General features: G+C 51.4%; 12 protein-coding genes. 4 read left to right on the top strand and 8 right to left on the bottom strand.

What is annotated here, in order from left to right; translation table 11 throughout:
• Nucleotides 1-199: 199 nt before the first annotated feature.
• From carB to AC6I7T_RS07565, 6 genes are all read right to left on the bottom strand, one after another.
• Entirely contained in the window at nucleotides 200-3,484 is a 3,285-nt protein-coding gene (carB, locus tag AC6I7T_RS07540) for a carbamoyl-phosphate synthase large subunit (RefSeq protein ID WP_497792740.1), read from the bottom strand.
• A gap of 177 nt (nucleotides 3,485-3,661) precedes the next feature.
• The gene (gene carA / locus AC6I7T_RS07545; protein ID WP_497792741.1) at nucleotides 3,662-4,786 is read right to left on the bottom strand and encodes a glutamine-hydrolyzing carbamoyl-phosphate synthase small subunit; all 1,125 of its coding nucleotides are present in this window, start codon (nucleotides 4,784-4,786) and stop codon (nucleotides 3,662-3,664) included.
• 146 nt (nucleotides 4,787-4,932) lie between these two features.
• A complete protein-coding gene (locus tag AC6I7T_RS07550; RefSeq protein ID WP_497792742.1) occupies nucleotides 4,933-5,685 on the bottom strand; it encodes a hypothetical protein in 753 nt (250 codons plus the stop codon).
• Between the two features lie 384 nt (nucleotides 5,686-6,069).
• Entirely contained in the window at nucleotides 6,070-6,648 is a 579-nt protein-coding gene (gene lepB, locus AC6I7T_RS07555) for a signal peptidase I (RefSeq protein ID WP_497794568.1), read from the bottom strand.
• A 5-nt stretch (nucleotides 6,649-6,653) separates the two neighbouring features.
• Nucleotides 6,654-7,499: a TraB/TrbI/VirB10 family type IV secretion system protein gene (locus AC6I7T_RS07560; RefSeq protein WP_497792743.1), complete on the bottom strand. Its 846-nt coding sequence runs from the start codon at nucleotides 7,497-7,499 to the stop codon at nucleotides 6,654-6,656.
• Between the two features lie 293 nt (nucleotides 7,500-7,792).
• Nucleotides 7,793-8,728 carry a serine hydrolase gene (locus AC6I7T_RS07565; RefSeq protein ID WP_497792744.1) on the bottom strand — a complete coding sequence of 312 codons (936 nt, stop codon included), beginning with the start codon at nucleotides 8,726-8,728 and terminating at the stop codon, nucleotides 7,793-7,795.
• A 52-nt stretch (nucleotides 8,729-8,780) separates the two neighbouring features.
• On the opposite strand from AC6I7T_RS07565, the gene AC6I7T_RS07570 reads away from it, so the two are divergent.
• The 4 genes from AC6I7T_RS07570 to AC6I7T_RS07585 all read left to right on the top strand — a co-directional run bounded on the left by AC6I7T_RS07570 (nucleotide 8,781) and on the right by AC6I7T_RS07585 (nucleotide 13,397).
• Nucleotides 8,781-9,905: a serine hydrolase domain-containing protein gene (locus AC6I7T_RS07570; RefSeq protein WP_497792745.1), complete on the top strand. Its 1,125-nt coding sequence runs from the start codon at nucleotides 8,781-8,783 to the stop codon at nucleotides 9,903-9,905.
• 209 nt (nucleotides 9,906-10,114) lie between these two features.
• Nucleotides 10,115-11,083 carry an N-acetylmuramic acid 6-phosphate etherase gene (murQ, locus tag AC6I7T_RS07575; RefSeq protein WP_497794569.1) on the top strand — a complete coding sequence of 323 codons (969 nt, stop codon included), beginning with the start codon at nucleotides 10,115-10,117 and terminating at the stop codon, nucleotides 11,081-11,083.
• A 234-nt stretch (nucleotides 11,084-11,317) separates the two neighbouring features.
• Nucleotides 11,318-12,625 carry a UDP-N-acetylglucosamine 1-carboxyvinyltransferase gene (gene murA / locus AC6I7T_RS07580; RefSeq protein ID WP_497792746.1) on the top strand — a complete coding sequence of 436 codons (1,308 nt, stop codon included), beginning with the start codon at nucleotides 11,318-11,320 and terminating at the stop codon, nucleotides 12,623-12,625.
• A 286-nt stretch (nucleotides 12,626-12,911) separates the two neighbouring features.
• A complete protein-coding gene (locus tag AC6I7T_RS07585; protein WP_497792747.1) occupies nucleotides 12,912-13,397 on the top strand; it encodes a DinB family protein in 486 nt (161 codons plus the stop codon).
• A gap of 604 nt (nucleotides 13,398-14,001) precedes the next feature.
• On the opposite strand, the gene AC6I7T_RS07590 is transcribed toward AC6I7T_RS07585, so the two are convergent.
• Both AC6I7T_RS07590 and AC6I7T_RS07595 read right to left on the bottom strand, forming a co-directional pair.
• Nucleotides 14,002-14,412 carry a hypothetical protein gene (locus AC6I7T_RS07590; protein ID WP_497792748.1) on the bottom strand — a complete coding sequence of 137 codons (411 nt, stop codon included), beginning with the start codon at nucleotides 14,410-14,412 and terminating at the stop codon, nucleotides 14,002-14,004.
• A gap of 491 nt (nucleotides 14,413-14,903) precedes the next feature.
• Nucleotides 14,904-18,650 carry a carboxypeptidase-like regulatory domain-containing protein gene (locus tag AC6I7T_RS07595; protein ID WP_497792749.1) on the bottom strand — a complete coding sequence of 1,249 codons (3,747 nt, stop codon included), beginning with the start codon at nucleotides 18,648-18,650 and terminating at the stop codon, nucleotides 14,904-14,906.
• Nucleotides 18,651-19,260 lie beyond the last annotated feature (610 nt).

Below are 19,260 nucleotides of genomic sequence, written 5' to 3' on the forward strand. Positions count from 1 at the left end.
TAGTCTGTGAGCGCACGGAAGGAGCCCGGCAACCTTCCAACTAGCTGGCTCTTCCGAAGAAAGGCTACGGATCCACCCTCCGTAGCCTTTCTTAATTCAGTCCGTATCTTTGCGGCAGAATCCTTGCTCTCAAAAGAAAGATGGCCACCAATCACGAAGGATTGGTGGCCATCTTGTATCTATAAGCCTTAGTTACAGGCTATTTTGTTGCTTCCTGTGCGGCATGCAATTGCTGCAAGGCTTGCACCTGAGTACGGTTGTGCTGCATCGCGGTGATTCCTTCCGCTGCAGCCCGAGCCGCCGCCATCGTCGTAATAGTCGGAATCCGCGCTAGAACCGCTGCACGACGTATGGCCTTGTCATCGAAGATAGTGTCCTGACCACGCGGTGTGTTGATGATCAGCTGAATTCGCTCGCCCTTGATCAAATCGACAACGTTAGGACGGCCTTCCTTCACCTTATAGACTCTCTCCACCACAAGTCCGGCTGATTCCAGAACATTCGCCGTACCTTCCGTCGCCACGATATGGAAACCGAGTTCCACGTACTGACGAGCCAGATCGACCAATCCATTCTTGTCGTGATCATTCACGCTGAAGAAGACTGTGCCCTTGCGTGGTAGCCATTGGCCAGCGGAAAGCTGTGCCTTAGCGAAGGCCTCGCCAAAATTGTCGGCAACACCCATTACCTCGCCTGTCGACTTCATTTCAGGTCCAAGAACCGTATCCACACCGGGGAACTTCGACCATGGAAAGACCGGAGACTTCACAAAATAATTCGTACCTGTCTCAAGATCTTTTCCACTCTTTACGTTCTCTGGCAACAACTCACGCAGTTGACGGCCAGTCATCAGGCGCGAAGCCATCTTTGCCAGCGGTACGCCAGTGGCCTTCGAAACATAAGGCACGGTACGGGAGGCACGAGGATTTACTTCAATCACGTAGACCTTGTCGCGCTGAATCGCGAACTGGAGATTCACCAGCCCAACCACCTTCAGAGCCAAGGCTAATTTTCGGGTGTAGGTACGGATCGTATCCAGAACTTCCGGTTTCAGGTCAACCGCAGGCAATACACAGGAGGAATCGCCTGAGTGGATACCAGCCTCTTCAATATGCTGCATGATCCCGGCGATCACTACATCTTCCGTATCGCAGAGAGCATCGACATCCACTTCCACCGCATCTTCGAGGAAGTGATCAACCAATACCGGGCGCTCCTGAGAATACTCAACCGCTTCCTTCATGTAGCGGGAAACAGCATCGGAATCGTACGCGATAACCATAGCCCGTCCACCTAATACATAGGAGGGGCGAACCAGAACCGGGTAACCGATGCGCTCGGCTCCAGACAGCGCCTCTTCGACGCTGGTGGCCATAACACCCTGAGGCTGAGGAATCTGGAGATCTTCCAGCAGCTTTCCGAAGCGCTTACGATCCTCGGCCAAATCGATCGATTCAGGCGAGGTACCAATGATCTTTACACCGGCAGCCTTGAGACGAAGCGCCAGATTCAGCGGAGTCTGTCCGCCGAACTGCACGATCATCCCGATATCGGCTCCGCTCTTTGCCTCGTGCTCGTAAACAGCCAGCACGTCCTCCAGAGTCAGAGGCTCGAAGTATAGGCGGTCGCTGGTGTCATAGTCCGTTGAAACCGTCTCCGGATTGCAATTGACCATGATCGTTTCGTAACCATCGTCCTTCAACGCAAAAGCGGCGTGGCAGCAGCAATAGTCGAATTCAATTCCCTGCCCGATACGATTGGGGCCGCTACCCAGGATGATGATCTTGCGCTTGTCTGTCGGAGCTGCTTCGTCTTCCTCGTCATAACTGGAGTACAGATACGGAGTCATGCTCTCGAATTCAGCGGCGCAGGTATCGACGAGTTTGAAGACAGGGCGAAGGCCTTGCTGATGTCGCAACTGCCGAACCTTCTCTACGCCTTCCTTCCCTTCCAGACCCCAGCCATCGGCAATCCGCTCATCGCTGATGCCCATGCGCTTTGCCTTTCGCAGCAGCTCAGGATCTACTGTTTCCAAAGACTGCTCGGAAATTTTTCCGATGGTGTCAGTAATTTCCTTGATCTGGTAGAGGAACCAGGGATCCATGGCCGTCATTCGCGCCACTTCCCGCACACTCATACCACGGCGGAAGGCATAGCGGATGTAATTCAACCGCTCCGGCTGAGGCGTTACCAAGCGCTGAGTCAAACGACGCGGCTCAACAACTTCGGCACTTAACTTCTTTCCTGTCTCGAGAGAGCGCAGCGCCTTCATCATTGCTTCCTTGAAGGTGCGGCCAATCGCCATAACCTCACCGACAGACTTCATCTGCGGTCCGAGGTTTTCGTCTGCTCCAGGGAACTTTTCAAATTGCCACTTCGGGACCTTCACCACAACGTAGTCAATCGTTGGCTCGAAGGAAGCAGGAGTCTTCTTGGTGATGTCGTTCGGAATTTCATCCAGCGTGTAGCCAACCGCCAGCTTGGCAGCGATCTTGGCGATCGGGAAACCCGTCGCTTTCGATGCCAAAGCAGAGGAGCGGGAGACACGCGGATTCATCTCGATGACCGTCATACGGCCATTGTTGGGATTGACGGCAAACTGGACATTCGATCCACCGGTCTCGACGCCGATTTCACGCATCACCTTCAGGGCCGCATCACGCATCGCCTGATATTCACGATCCGTCAGCGTCTGTGCCGGAGCCACAGTGATCGAGTCTCCGGTATGCACACCCATGGGATCCATGTTTTCAATCGAGCAGATGATGATGACGTTGTCCGCCAGATCGCGCATCACCTCGAGCTCATATTCCTTCCAGCCCAGAACGCTCTCTTCAATGAGACATTCATGAACGGGTGAGAGATCGAGACCACGAGCGAGAATCTCCATCAACTCCTCGCGGTTATAGGCGATGCCTCCGCCGGAACCGCCCAGGGTAAAGGATGGACGGATGATCGCAGGAAAACCGATCTTTGTAGTGAAATCCAGACCGTCGCGGAGATTATTCACCAGCGCAGAGCGAGGAACATCGAGTCCGATGCGGGTCATCGCATCTTTAAAGAGCAGGCGGTCCTCTGCTTTCTTGATTGCTTCCAGCTTGGCGCCAATCAACTCGATTCCATACTTCTCGAGAATGCCGGCATCGGCCAGTTCGACAGCCAAATTGAGGGCTGTCTGTCCACCGACCGTCGGCAACAAGGCGAATTTGCCCTCGCGCCCTTCGCTCTTCAGCATCTCGACTTCGACACGCAGAATCTCTTCCACATACTCTTTGGTGAGAGGTTCGATATATGTACGGTCGGCAAGTTCGGGATCGGTCATGATCGTAGCCGGATTCGAGTTCACCAGCACGACCTCATACCCTTCCTGCTTCAAGGCCTTGCAAGCCTGCGTACCGGAGTAGTCGAACTCCGCCGACTGCCCAATCACGATCGGTCCGGATCCGATCACCAGAATCTTTGTAATGTCATTCCTGCGTGGCATCTCAGTAAGTATTCCCGCAAATTCTCAAAATTTTTGTGGTCAGACTGCTGCAGCTATGCGGCAGTCGCTAGAGCCCCAGCTGTACAGCACATCGAGCATGCACTACCACTCATGCCAAACTGCACAGAGAAATGGCACGGCCTGCGCCGTGCCATCATCACCTAATGCCTTCACGCTTCACTTCTTCCACTCCTCCATCATTTGACGGAAATCGCGGAAGAGATAATTCGAATCGTGCGGTCCCGGACTTGCTTCCGGATGGTATTGCACGCTGAAGAGTGGAAGGGTTTTATGACGCAATCCTTCCAGGGTGTTGTCATTCAGGTCAACGTGCGTCAGTTCAACTTCGCTTTGTTTTAGCGAGTCGGGATCGACGGCGAAGTTGTGGTTATGTGCCGTGATCTCAACTTTCCCGCTATCTATGCACTTTACAGGATGGTTTCCGCCGTGATGACCAAACTTCAGCTTATAGGTTTTGCCGCCTAAGGCAAGACCCACCAACTGATGGCCAAGACAGATTCCGAAAATCGGCCTGCGTCCCAGAAGCTTACGGATATTCTGCTGAGCGTACTCAACCGGTTCCGGATCTCCGGGACCGTTTGAGAGAAAGACGCCATCCGGCTTTAACGCCAGTACGTCTTCTGCTGAAGTCTCGGCGGGAACTACTGTTACTTTGCAGCCTTCACGCCGAAGCATCGTAAGAATGTTGCGCTTGATCCCGAAGTCGTAGGCCACGACATGCAAAGACGGTTTGTCCAGGCCTGCCGGAGGAACAGGATCCAACGGATCCTCCGCATGGTGCCATTCGTAAACCGACTTAGTTGAAACGACCTTGGCAAGATCCGTCCCATCCATCTTGCGAATGGAGCGAGCCTTTTGAACCAGGACATCGGGATTGCTCTCAACTGTGGAAAGGACGCCGCGCATCACGCCATGCGTTCTGAGATGCCGAACGAGCGCGCGAGTGTCGATTTCACTGATGGCCGGAACGTTATACCTTTCCAGGTATTCGTCCGTGACCTGCTGAGACCGCCAATTGGAGCTGATCGGGGAAAACTCACGTACGACCAGGCCTTCAATAAAGGGCTTGGTGGCCTCATTATCAGCAGCATTCGTTCCGTAGTTGCCAATCTGGGGGTTGGTGAGAACTACAATCTGCCCGGCATAGGAAGGGTCGGTAAAGATCTCCTGATAGCCGGTCAATGAGGTATTAAAAACTACTTCGCCGTAACATTCGCTTTTAGCGCCGTAGCCTTCGCCGCGGAAGATGCGCCCGTCCTCGAGCGCAAGTATCGCCTGCATCGCCTCTCCGTGGAGTGGATTCAATAGATTCTAGCAGGAATTTCCGGCTACTGGAAATCTTTGGAAATCAACAGCCTCGAACACAACTCCTTTACGCGGTTTGGAGTGGTTCCACAACGTAAATGAATGACCGCTCAGAACGCCATCTACATCGAATAGCCGGCAACCGTGTTGCCGATCTCTGCGGCCAGTGCGATGACGCTCCTCAGCAACTCCGGGCGTACTTCCTTCACATGAATGCGAAGGTCGACAGCACCCAGTACGTCAGATCCCCCGGTGATGAGAGCGCCCAAACACGCCGAGTCGCGAAAAGGTAACTGATAATGATCGGGACCGAGGACCGCTACCGGTTTACCGATAGCCAAAGCCGTCCCGACACCGTTGGTCCCCATCACGTCTTCGGACCAGTCATAGCCTGGCAGGAGCCCATAGACCTTGAGCATCGTGTCATTCCCTACCGACTCCAGCAAAACGCCAGCGGCATCCGAGACGCAGACCACATGCTTGCTAGTACCCAGCGAAGATGAAAAACGTTTCAATAGGGGACGCGCAGATTGCAGGAGAAACTGATTCTCTTGAACCCTTACTTCCATGTCGGGAGCGCGACGCAACCTCACAGGGATATGCGACCCTAAAGAATTCGTGTGCCTGGTTCTTAACCAGGCCGGAAAAACAGCCACATCTGAGGAAAACTTCTCTTTGCCAAGTTCGCAAGCAAAGTTCTCCCAGAGTCTAGAAATTTCTTCCATGGGCAAATCGCCTTCCGTTCGCCAAGAAAGTACAACTTTGTCCGACTGCATATGCCTGGACTCAATATCCAGACGCATCAGGCTTCCTTGATGCCCTGACAGGCTCTCTTCACCCCAATGTTCCAGTTCCTCGATGTAGGGCATCGCCATATCAGCTCCTCCATAACGGAGCGTCTCTAGAAATCCTGTTCAACGCAGACGACAATACTTCGAAACGCTGACTCTGAAATACGAGCGTGCGCGGAAGCCCGGCTCCCAGTCGACAGCATCGTTCGATCCTGGCTATCGAATACAAACACGGAAGCAACGGAAGTTGTTCTTTCGCTCTCTTAGAAAAGCGATAATTCTGAGTAATAAATGCAGTTGAGATCCCGAGATTAATAACTGCGGCTGTAGGTCAACACACTTCAGATGTATTTATTTACTCGTGCCCCAACGTTAGGATCATGATGTCCAAAAGTCAAGAACACAAATTGGATGGAAAATGAATTTTCACCTACCAGGACAATTTCAGGAAAATGCTTTGTCGAGTACTTAACGGATTAAGCCGATTTTATCCGCAGGCCAATAGACAAAAGCTGCCTTGCCATAGATAAGGCCTCTCTCGACAGGGCCGAAATCACGACTATCGCTTGAGATTGAACGGTGATCTCCCATCACGAAGTACTCTCCCGAAGGAATAACTTCTTCCGACATAGAACGGAAATCTTTGTATTGAGCCGGCACATAGGACTCATCAAGTGGCCGACCATTCACATATACCCGCCCACGATCAATTCGAAGATTATCTCCGGGCAAAGCGATCACTCGCTTGATATAACTCTTCTCCGGATCACGTGGATAATGGAAGACAACAACGTCGCCTCTTTCGATCTTTTCAAATCGATAAACAAACTTGTTAATGAATAACCGGTCCTGATCCTGCAATTCCGGGAGCATGCTCGTTCCCTCTACGCGCACCGGCTGGTACAAAAAGGTAATAATCAGGACGGACGCTGCAATGGAGATAGCCAAATCCCGCATCCACAACCGCCATGGACTGCGGTGTTCCAACCCGGAATTCTCGCTCGTGGATACTTCCCGTACTTCCTGATCTTGTTCCTGCTCGTTCATCTCTTTCAATTACACCCTAGTCCCCCAAGCGGACACAAGATGCGATTCCGGGTCTTGGGCTTTTGTAGGGGTTGTTGTTGTCCCGCAACGGGTACAAAACCGGGTTGAGCCGACGCAGCACCAGCTTCCTGAAGATTTGCTTCTTGCAGTTGGAGCGGCCGTTGTAAAACCATCTCCACCGTCGTGCCCTGGGTGATATCCAGATCGTCTCCACGTGTAAAGAGGGTAACAAGCCCGCCTACAGCTGCCCCACCCAAGCCGCCAATCAAGGCTCCCTTACCTGGCGAACCGGTCGCTGCACCGGCAATCGATCCAACAGAAGCTCCCTGCAATGCAATTTCGCCTACGGTCTTTGCATCTTTACCCTTGCTGCCAGCCTGCTCAACAGTCCCTTCCTGATCACTGATCTTTGGTCCATCAGAGCCAGGAAGACTATCGACAATACCCGGAATCTGAACTACCGAACCATTGGGGAAGATCATTGAGGTAAAGTGCATTCCAACTTGAGCACGACCTTTAATGCGTCCGGCCCGCTGAACTCGATCAACAACGCCTTGCACATAAACACCGGGAGGAATAACCACCCGGTTCTCGACCACAACAGGGAAAGTGGATATCAGATAAACACCGTCTCCCGGTCTCGCTGTTTTAGTGTTGATACCACTTTTGAGAGACAAAACTACCTTCGTTCCGGAGGGGACTGTTATGGTTTTGACCGGCGTTGCAGGTTGAGCAGACGTCGAAACAGCCGCAGGTTCGGAAGATTGTCCTTGATTGGAAGCAGGAACATCTTGCGCCCACAAATTTTGCGCAGCAACGAGTCCGCCAAAAATCAAAATTGTCTTTAGCACAAGCACCACCCCGGAGCACTTCCCGCAAAGATGTAGACCAAAACACAAAAGCTTACGCCGCTTTCTACTCTTGGCGAGTCTATACCAAGGCGGAAAACGATCTTAAACCTTCTCTAGTCAGACGAGTCATCCACCCGCCTTGTGAGCAAATCACAATGCGACCTGCAGGAGTACTCAAGATTTACGACAATCATGCATGACAGAACACCGCAGAATCATGCATTCGTACCCCACATCAGTCTCCATTTGCTAAATAACAGATTTCAAAAGCTCATGATTGGCAGCTACAGGCCTTACTTTTTACCTGAAGCTGTCCAGCTTTGAACCACTTCCTTCGCCATACGGGCCAATAATACTTCTGCCTCGTTGTCGACCGTCCAACTCTGGTCCTTATTGTCATGGGTAAATCCGGAAATGACGATGGGACCTTGATCAGTAAAAACAACCCCGACGTCGTTTCGGACTTTATCCAGGGCCCCGGTTTTATTGGCAATACGAGAGAGTGATTCCGTAGAATCTATTTCCTCCAGATACCGGGGAATGCTCTCCCGATAGAACTGATTCTTCAGCATATACATGGCTGCGTCGCACAGCTTCTTGTCGGTATCCGAGACCCGGTCCGAAGAACTGGAATCATCGAGCCGGCAGCTGGCAAAACGCTTCATGATAATTGCCATCTCTCGTGCTGTCGTCTTCCCCAACCCGAATTGCTTCTGATCGTCGGGAAGAGGCCCATCGGCGGGCTTCATTACTTTTTTATATAGCCAAGTGTTCTTCAATCCTAAGGAAACAATACGGTCATCGATGTTCTTCAGCCCCAGATGATCGATGGCCAGGTTCGTCGCAGTATTGTCGCTCAGGATGATCATCAGGGTCAGGACATCCTTGAAGGTCAGGACTTCAGGTGTATCGAAAAAGGTCAAAATGCCGGAACCACTTACCTGGTCGGAATGCTGTAGTGCTATTCGGTCTTCGAAATGTGCCTTCCCTGCACGAATCTGCTCCAATGCCTCATAAAGGACTGCCAGCTTGATCACGGAAGCAGTCTGCACCGGAGTATCAGCGTTCAGGGTCACAAGCTGCCCGGTCTTCGTATTTTCGGCATAGAAGGTTACCTTGCCGTGATGAGCGTCGCTGAGCGACTTCAAGCGGGCTAACAGCGCCTGATCTTCTTCTGCAGCCGCAGTCAAACCTCCGGCTAACAGCAACACGACAAGTATTCTTAGCATTACCTCTCCCTTTTGACGGATTTCCGTTACTATAATCGCTAGTTCGACTTTCATGGCATCTTTCACGAAATTGAGCCACGATCAACGGGAGCGTTTCTCCGCCGCTTATTCTGTTCTGGAGGACGCGATTGGCTCGCAGGCCTTTCCTGGATGCACCTTTGGGGTGCTGCACAGGGGAGACGTCGTTCTCGAAGATGCCCTCGGCAAATTCACCTACGATCAAGATTCCCCAACCGTAAAGCCTGCAACCATCTACGACATCGCCAGCCTTACGAAAGTCGTTTGTACAACAGCAGTAGCCATGATGCTGTATCAGCAGGGACGGCTGGATCTTGACACGCCGGTCGGAGACGTTTTGCCGGGATTCGTAATCGGGAGGCGAAATGAAGCTCCGAAACACCGGGTAACACTTCGCATGTTGCTGGCCCACTCTTCAGGATTACCGGGATACGTTCGTCTGTTTGAAAAGGCCACAACCCCCTTAGCACTTCTACGAGCCTGTCTGGAATTGCCCCTGGAGGCGGAACCGGGAACCCGTGCTGAATACTCCGATATGGGTTTCATTCTGCTCGGCAAAGCGCTGGAAGTCCTGCTTGAAGAATCATTAAATAGCTTCGCCAGCCGGGAAATATTCACTCCCCTCGGCATGGCAAATACTCGTTTTTGCCCCCCACGAGATTGGCGTGAGGGCATTCCTCCCACGGAAGAAGACACATGTTTTCGTTTCCGCATCTTACAAGGGGAGGTTCAGGACGAACATTGTTTCCTGTTAAAGGGTTGCGCTGGGCATGCAGGCCTTTTCTCTTCCGTTCCGGATCTGCTGAAGTTTTCGCAGAACCTGCTGGACTCCTTGCATACCAATGGCACCACGAAAGAGCCCTTGCTCTTCCGACCGGAAACAATCCGTCTCTTCGCGGCACCCCAGCCGCCTGCAGGAAGCAGTCGTGCCTTAGGATGGGATACTCCTTCGGCTCCTTCCTCCTCCGGAGAGTACTTCAGCCCCTCCTCCATCGGCCATCTAGGGTACAGCGGTACCTCTCTGTGGATAGATTTGGAACGTTCGGTTGCAATCGTTCTGCTTACCAATCGCACATGGCCGGACCGTCAGAATGGACAAATACGACAGGTCCGCCCGGCATTTCACAATGCCGTGATGAAGGCCCTACTCAGTCACTGAACAATTTCAAAGAATAGGAATCTACGCCAGTGGTCAGTCCACTTCATATTCATCCCGCTCAAGATACGAACTCCCTAGAGAGCACTTCCCCATACCGGGAGCGGAAAGTCACATCGTTCACCAAAATCACCACACCCAGGTCTACAGATATAGATAGAATTGTCATTAAGACAATTGGGGACCAGAGACCAATGCTGACCAGCACACCTATGCAGCAAGAACCGGGCAGCGCCGTGAATGAAAAGGCAACCAAAGACCCGGTCATAACGCTGCAGGACCTTACGACCGAAAGTGCCAACGAGGCTTCTCAGGGCTTCGACACCAAGTCGGCACTCGAAATTGCACGCATCATCAACCACGAAGACGCCAAAGTGGCTACAGCTGTCAAGAAAGCCCTGCCGGAAGTTGCGGCCGTCATCGACACTGTTGCACGTTGCTTACGTGATGGGGGAAGGCTCATTTACGTAGGAGCCGGATCTAGCGGGCGTATTGCAGCTCTTGACGCATCGGAATGCCCGCCGACGTACTCGACTACCTCCCAACAGATCCAATATGTTATGGCAGGAGGCCCGAAGGCCTTAGCATCCTCCGTCGAAGTCAATGAAGATTCCGAAGAGCTCGGACAGCGGGATATTGCCCGGAGACGTCCGACTCGCAAGGACATCATCGTCGGAGTATCAGCCTCCGGACGAACCCCCTACGTTGTAGCAGCCGTTGCCTATGCCCGTGCTCGCGGGGCCAAGACCGCTGCCGTCACCTGCAACTACAACACTCCTTTGTCCGATGCCGCCGACATTTCGATCGTAGCTGAAGTTGGCCCAGAGGTCGTCTCCGGTTCTACTCGCATGAAAGCGGGTACAGCACAGAAGATGATCCTGAACATGATTACTACCGGCGCTATGACTCGCCTTGGATATGTGTATGAGAACTTGATGGTGAACGTTCACATGCAGAACTCCAAGCTTGTAGAGCGCGGTATTCGAGTCCTGATGCGGGCGTGCAATATCGATCGTGAAACAGCGGTAAACACCATCAAGTGCGCAGGTCGTAGTATCCCTGTCGCCCTGGTAATGTTGAAAGCCGGAGTCGATAAGCCTGAAGCAGTTCGCAGGCTTGCGAAATCGGATGGGAATATCCGTCTGGCAATTGAAGATACAGCTGCCGAATTCCAGTTATAGATAACTAAATACGGCCCCGGTTCTAGAAGAACTGGGGCCGTTCTGTTTTCAAAGTTGCGCACCACGAGTAAAACCGCAATCCGGAACATTTTTCGTGCTGTCGCTCAAACTCTTCACACAAAGATTCTTTTCTGTTGAAACAAACCCAGACTGGCACATATGGATCATCGCCAGGACACAGCAACCTTCGATTTGTTGCTATAGACTTAGGTTTTTAGGAGTTCTTCAGCAGCCATGGACAAATTTGTAATTCGCGGTGGAAACCCACTCATTGGAACTATTCGTGTCAGCGGAGCAAAGAATTCTGCTCTTCCTTGCATGGCTGCGGCCATTCTCACCGAAGAAGAGATCATTCTGGAGAACATCCCCCAGGTTCGCGACATCGAGACCGAGCGCAAGCTACTCGCCGCCATGGGCGCCGAGGTCGAACTAGGATACGGGCGAGCGCAACATCGTACGACCATCTGCTGCCGCGTCCTTTCCGACCCTGTGGCAAAATACGAGATCGTCAAAACTATGCGCGCATCATCTCTTGTTCTCGGGCCACTCATTGCCCGGACCGGTATGGCGAGAGTTGCAATGCCGGGAGGCTGCGCGATAGGAGGACGTCCAATCGATCTCCATATCAAAGGGCTGGAGAAAATGGGCGCTACGATTGTCCAGGAACATGGCTATCTGGAAGCCCGTGTTGACCGTTTGAAGGGTGCCCACATCCTCTTCGACAAGATTACGGTCACAGGAACAGAGGATTTGCTCATGGCTGCTGTCCTTGCAGACGGAGAGACAGTCATGGAGAACTGTGCACGAGAACCGGAAGTAACGGATCTGGCAGCCCTGCTAACAGAAATGGGTGCAAAAATTGAGGGCGCGGGGACCTCGACCATTCACGTCCAGGGCGTATCCAAACTGCACGGGGCACGGCACCGCATCAATCCCGACAGAATTGAGGCAGGAACTTTTCTGATTGCAGGAGCAATTACCGGTGGAGATCTCAACATCACCAACTGCAATCCTTCGCACATCTCTGCGGTGATTCGTAAGCTCGAAGAGTGTGGAGCCAAGATCGATATTCTTGGACCTGATTCCATACGGGTTCGTGGCGAAGGGAATCTTCGTGCAACCGATATCTCGACAGAAGAATATCCGGGTTTCCCGACCGATATGCAGGCCCAGTTTATGGCGATTGCCACTCAGGCCGAAGGCACTTCTATCGTCAAGGAAAACATCTTTGAAAATCGCTTCATGCATGTGCAGGAACTGGTCCGCATGGGCGCAAATATCAAGGTGGACGGCCGCACGGCTACGGTACGGGGACGTACTCCGCTGTCAGCTGCCGCGGTAATGTGCTCGGATCTCCGGGCCTCCGCTTCACTCGTACTGGCAGCGCTGGTGGCGGATGGGGAATCTATCCTGGATCGCGTTTATCACATGGATCGTGGCTATGAACGAATTGAAGAGAAACTGCGTGGTGTAGGCGCCCAGATCCGCCGTTTAGGAGACGTCTTCGCCTCACGCCGCGAAACAGCCGAAGTCCACAGCTAGGCCGTTCTACACCGGTATATCGGTCAGAAAGTATCGAGAGCGGCTTTTCCACCAGGGAAAGCCGCTCTTTGCATTTCCCTGCCCGCCTGCAATATACGTGCCCCCGCTAAGCTAGATATCCAAGAGATGTTCCAGCGCGGAATTTAAGAGGCTTCTGCCAGCTCCGGCCTCTGTGCTGGCTGGTCCGTCTAGGGCATTTCGCAGAAAACGTACATGGCAACAACTCCCGCCTAGTCTGAAAACGCATCCGGCTGTCGTCGGCATCCCACATTTCGAGGAGAAGTGGATGCCATCAGAAGATCGAGTACTCAGAGAGCAGCTTCATGAACTTATATGCTCAGGCAATGCCCATGCGGATATTAATACAGTTCTAGAGAATTTCCCTGTAGAGCTTGCAGGGCAGAAACCGAACAATGTTCCCTACACCGCATGGCAGTTGCTTGAACACATGCGGCTAACAGTCCATGACCTTCTTGAATTCTCAACAAATTCTGAATACTTGGCCCCGAAATGGCCCGAAGACTACTGGCCAACAGCAGAAGCGCCGAAAGACGCCGAGGAATGGCATGCCTCAGTCAGAGCTTTCAAAGCTGATTGCAAAGCGATTGCGAAGTTGGCAACGAATCCTGAATCCAACCTGTATGCGCAGATACCCTGGGGGCAAGGACAAACCCTGCTTCGAGAGATTCTGCTGACTGCTGACCATAATAGTTACCATCTCGGCCAGATGGTCTTGATCCGGAAACTATTGGGAGCATGGCCGAGGGAATAGAGCTTCGTCTCTAGACCATTCACTAACAGAGATATCTGCCAGGAAAAATTTCAGTGCGGCTTTTTCAGTCACCAAAAGCCGCACTCAATATTTCCCTGTTCGCTCACAGCATCAGTGAAATGGTCTGGATACACTCTTCGATACAAGACCGGATATTCAGCAGGAGCTACTTATGCAGGAATAATGCGCGGCATGCAGTCTTCTTTTCAATAGGACTGCTCTTAAACAAAACCATATGGCCGGCGTGCACTCCTTGCAATTGCGAAACGCAGAATCCTGCCAAGACTTACCAATCGCAGTCCCTTGCTCAAACCTCAAAAAACCGAACTCGCACTCGATCCTTCTCTTTATCGCACTCCCCTATGGGGAAGAACTCCTTCGCTGCCGCCCCTATTCACAGGAAGCCCGGCGCCTTCCTGTTAGCTCCTTTGTAAGCGCATAGCGCCAACAAAGACCTAACTGGAGGGATTGCCAGGCTCCTAATCTTATAGGTTGTGAACCGCAGAAACTTTCGTGTCAGGTGTCTTCTGAAGGAGGCTCCGGCTGAAGAAAGATCATCCCCGACTGACAAGAAACGAGGAAATGCTGATGATTTCCGACGAGATTACATCCAGCTTACAGCTAGTTGCCAGCGTAAATCCCGTTGCGAGGTTTTGCGGAGAACCCGTTCATATTCTTCCAACTCACGAACAACAGCGTTTGTGTCGGACCCAAGAGACATTGGAGCTCCGCGCAAAAAATCAAGCAGGGTACACACGGTGACCAACCCATCGTCAGGATCGAACCACTGCGGCGGAGGTAAGGTATCTGCCCATGCTGGGTCTCCAGCACCGGCCTCAAGGAGGAGAGCCATCGAGTTCTCGTCAGCAGAAAAAAAATCGAGCAACGGCCTGACGTGCAACCGCTCCGCTAATTTATCGAGAACATCTTCATTACGAGCCATTGCCCGCCCATTTACGAAGATGTCAAAGCCCGGGTCTTCCCCTTCCACCACGATGTAAAGGGAGGCACTCATTATTTCCACATACTCCAGAAATGAAGGCACTGAATCTGAGTCTATGATGCGAATTTCCGTCCAGGGGTCAACCAGTTCAATAGAAAAATTCTGCCTGTTTACTATCTATTAACCCCATCATCGATCGATAGCGGGGGCCCACGAATGAGTGTGAATTATACCCAGAAATTTCGCAAAATGTCTTATTTTTATATCGAAGATGAAAAATGAATGCCCCGGGTAGCATCTGTTTGAAATCGAAAGGTTTGGCTGGCTTCGTCACACTCACTGTGGCAAATTCAGATATCTCCCCTGCCTGTTTCATTCTATGACCCGAGAGTTCCTCAAAATGCAGCATGATCCCTGTCGTGAAATATTGTCCGTCTTTAAAGCAAAGCTTCGACACCCGACGGAATGAATTCTAACGAAGTGTCCAGGACAACAGACCCAGAGAAAAGAGAAGGGGAGCCGAAATCCGGCTCCCCTTCGCAAGGTTAATGCAGCGTGCAGGTCTAGAACTCAATACGACCCGAAAGCTGTATGGCGCGTGAGCCATTGGCTTGTGTACTTACTTGTCCAAAGTTCGCGCTACCAAGTGTTGTTCCGATACCACCAAACTGCGTATGGTTTGTAACGTTGTTCATATCAGCCTGAAGGCTCAACCGCGATCCTTCAGAGATATGCAGACCGAAACTGCGGCGCAGGCTAATATCGACATTATAGTTACCCGGACCGTACAGATTATACGGCGCCGTGCGAGGTGCATTCGAGAAGGTATAGGCAGGAGCCCATGCCGTGTTTAAGAGACTGGTTTTTGTTTTATCGGTAGGAGTATTTGGATTGATGAACGGACCCGATGGGCCAGTGCCAGAATCCCCGGTACTAGGAACAATATAGCTAATAGCCGTGTTGTCGTAGCGAACGCCTTTGCCCCACTTGCCATTTATACGGGCATTGCCATGGAACATAGGATTCAGATTTGGCACACATGTGCTCTGAGCCGCGTTTGTCTGGCAGGAAGATGAAGTGATAACCAGCGGAGACCCTGAGTTGATTGTGACGATGTCAGAGAACTTGAACCCACCGAATACAGCTCTCTTCCAAGCAGAACCACCACCGAGACCACCTTTACCAAAGGGAAGATCCCAAACACTCGTAAATACGAGCTTCTGGGGCTGGTTGACGGCCGAAACGCTCCGTTCAATTTCATCAGCCTTCCAAGACCGTCCAGTGTTTGAATATGCAGCGGGAATATCGTAACCGCTCCGGAAAGTTCCGGCGTTATCAATCGACCGGGACCAAGTGTAATTCAGCATGAACGTATAGCCTTTTGAAAAGCGCTTCTGTATGGCAACCTGCAATGCGCTGTAAAAGGTATTTGATACCTGCCCATAAGTATCACTCAATCCATACTGGGGGAATGGCCGTAAAGCCACCGATAGCGCTTGAGAGGAATCCATCCAGCTGTAATATGGGAGATTATTAGCTGCGGCGAATGCCTGATAGCCACCCGGAAGAGCACTAAGCTTTGAGTTTAAGTTGGTGCCAAGAGACAAATACTTGGGATCTACCTGATTTGCCCAATAACCGCGCGCATTGGATCCATCTGCATAGATGAAGTGCCCAGACGTCCCAACATAGCTGATAGAGGAAGAGAGATCCTCTGTCCACTGATGCTGCATACCAAAGCTGTAGACGATGTACTCAGGAGCCCGTCCCCCACGATTGGGATCGCCATAACTGACGTTCGTAGGCGTACTTGTATAACCTGCCTTGTTGGTGAATCCTGTGCCATAAGCGTGACCGGAGTTAACCCCCTTCGCGCCGGTATAGCTGGGAATCGCTGCCGTCGATCCATTCATATAGAACGTAGGCAGATATGTCGAGCTATTCGCCTGCATGGAAGGACTTGCAGAAAAGCCGATAGTCCCTGTACCAGTACGGGAGGGGGCTGCCCCACCGACACCGTTACCATGCGAGAAGATCACGCCAAAGCTTCCACGCCAAACGGTCTTGGGATCGCTCTGATAAGCAAAACCAACACGCGGACCAAAGTTCTTGTAGAAGGTTTTTACGTTTGTACGGCAGTTGCAAGTTCCGTCTCCGTGTCCAGCAAACTGAAGGGCACCGTTGGTCCCCGTAACAGGATTTGCAAGATTGGGATCGAAGAAGCTCAAAGCATCGTTCGATTCACGATAAGGCGGAAAGAGATCATAGCGAAGACCAAGATTAAGTGTTAAGCGAGAGTTAACCTTCCAATCATCCTGAATATAAGGAGAGAAGGGACGAAAACGTGCACCGGTCTCCTGTTTCGCATAATCGGTAAAGCTCAAGGTCTTAACATATCCCAATAAGAAGCTGGCATAAGCAGAGCCAGTACCGGGAGTGAGCGTCGAGCCGGTCAATCCGGATGTCTGATCACTGCTCGTAGCCAAGGTCAGATTCGACGAAGGTCCATTAACCGTCTGATATTGCATCCAGGCCAATTCAGCGCCAATAGTCAAAGAATGATTACCGCGGCTCCATTGAACGTTATCAATCAAAATATAGGAGTTGGCAATAGCAGTACCGGTAGTAGTACCTGCCCACTGAGTTGGTAAGGTTCCATTGCCACTAAAGGTCACAATAGGAAAGGCCTCACTTGCCGAGCCGGTAGGCATCCCCGTAAACCCTAGGGCAGAGGCTGCATATGCTGGTGCTCGGTCGGCGTTAATCGTCGGACCGTCATAACGCGCGAAACCATATTTCAGCTGGTTTACCAAGTGAGCAGTAAAGACGTGCGTGTCTTCGACCGCGCCAACAGCAGTTTTAGGAGCGTAAGCCTGACCATAATTGTAGGGAACAGGTCCGGTATTACGCCCGGCAGTTGTTTGTCCCACAGGCACGGAGCTGGCCTGCCGCCCAATCGCAGCTAAAAATGACAATGTATTTTGAGGTGTTACATAGAAATCGATGCGGTCCGTGGTCGACCAGTTTGAAAGTCCGGAAGCATTTTGCGAAAGATAGTTATTGGCTAGTTGTGTATTTGTAAGCGCTGGAAGCCACTGCTGCATCCTAAGCGCAACAGGCGATAACAATCCCTTAGGGATCACATTGCCTGTGAACTGAGTACGACACGCAGTCTTGCTCCCGCAGTTCGCTACTTGAGTTGTGGGGTCGTAGATCGTAACACCACTTGTATTAAAGTTACCTCCCTGCTGATCGACAGTCGGGAAAGTAATGTACGTAGGCGATATACGAGAATACCGATAGCCGTTATAGTTACCGAAAAAGAAAAGTCTATCTTTCAGCGTGGGCCAGAGAGGACCACTAAGATTGATACCATACTCATTCTGGTGCTCGACCGGCTTGGTAAGTTTTCCGGTAAGCGGATTCTTGGCCTTAAAGAAGCCCCAAGTATCTAGGGCTGTGTTTCGAAAATATTCGTATGCAGCTCCGTGGTATTTATTCCCACCCTGTTTGATAGCGTAGTTCTGAACGCCCATGCCCTCGTAAGCGGCGGGATAGCCATTCGTCTGAACTTGAAATTGACTTACAGCATCTACAGAAATCGCAGTCCATACAAAACGCGGATCGCCTTCACCAGATGCCATCGTGAAGGGCAAACCTTCAATATAGACGCCGCTGGCCGCACCACGGGGTCCGGAACCATTGACGGCACCGGTATTGGTCGTAAGATTGCCATTCGTCAGAACTGTAGAGACACCAGGCATTAGTGCCGCAAAGTCAGTGGCTCGACGTTGGTCGGGTTGACCGCCAGCGCCCATCTGCAACGGAAGAGCCGAGTACATCTCGTTCTCCATCGTTGAGCCAAGAATAGCGTTGCTTGTTTCAAGAACCGGAGGTGCCGAGGTAACCACGATGCTCTCTGCCGAGGAACCTACCGTCATCTTCGGATTGAAGGTCTGACTTTCAAGAGCATTTACTGTTACATTTTCCTGCGTTAACTTCTGAAAGCCCTGGGCAATCACAGTAATGGTATAGGTGCCAGGGTTGAGAGCCGAAAAGTTATATTCACCTGTCGAGGTGCTGGTTGTCGCCGTGGAAACACCGTTTTCGGTGTTCACGATAGTAATTTCTGCATTGGGAATAACGGCACCACTCTGATCCGTAACTGTTCCCCGGACCTCACCTTTTCCCATAAGTTGTGCCGAAGCGCTGCCGCACAGTGTCAGAATCAGGACAGCTAGCGAAAGCACTACCTTAAATATATGCGGGCTTTTCTGAGAATTACCCATAACTCTCGATGAGTTTTTCATTCTGCTACCGTGCCTCCTCCCCAGATCTATTGCAGACGTATTCTGTTTTTATCTCGATCGCCGGATACCTGTTATCTGCTGCAGCGGTATTCGACGCCCCACACGTAGCAGCAAAGCCAACTTTGCTGATTCCTACTCGGGCTGCTATTTGATCAGCCCTTCTCTTTAACTGCATCTCTGCCTCCCTACCCAAGTCAGAAAACTAAACTGCAAGTTCTTTCCTTTCTTTGGGCGGCTCCATCTGGTCTCCCCTTCTACAACTTTTGTGTGAAAGAGGTCGTACCATGTCCTGGACGAGCGTCAGTGTGCTCGACCGCAGAGACGATTGTCAAGGCGATTACGCCATAAGCTCCAAATTGTGAAACGATTCCGGGAAATATAAAGGAGATAGAAAAGAAATTTCGAGAGTATTAGTGATAATTACATCGATAATAGACAATTAATGCGAAAAATATATGCTATTTTGGAAATTATTTAAAACTTGCAGTTACGATAAAACGTCTTAAGTTATCGATAACTTTCTTCCAAAAGCTGCATTTCGCGGGATACTTTACGACCACTTTCTAAAATCTTCCTGAAAAGGCTGAAGAGTCGTCCTACCAATCGCACA

This window comes from Humiphilus diazotrophicus, from assembly GCF_059726315.1.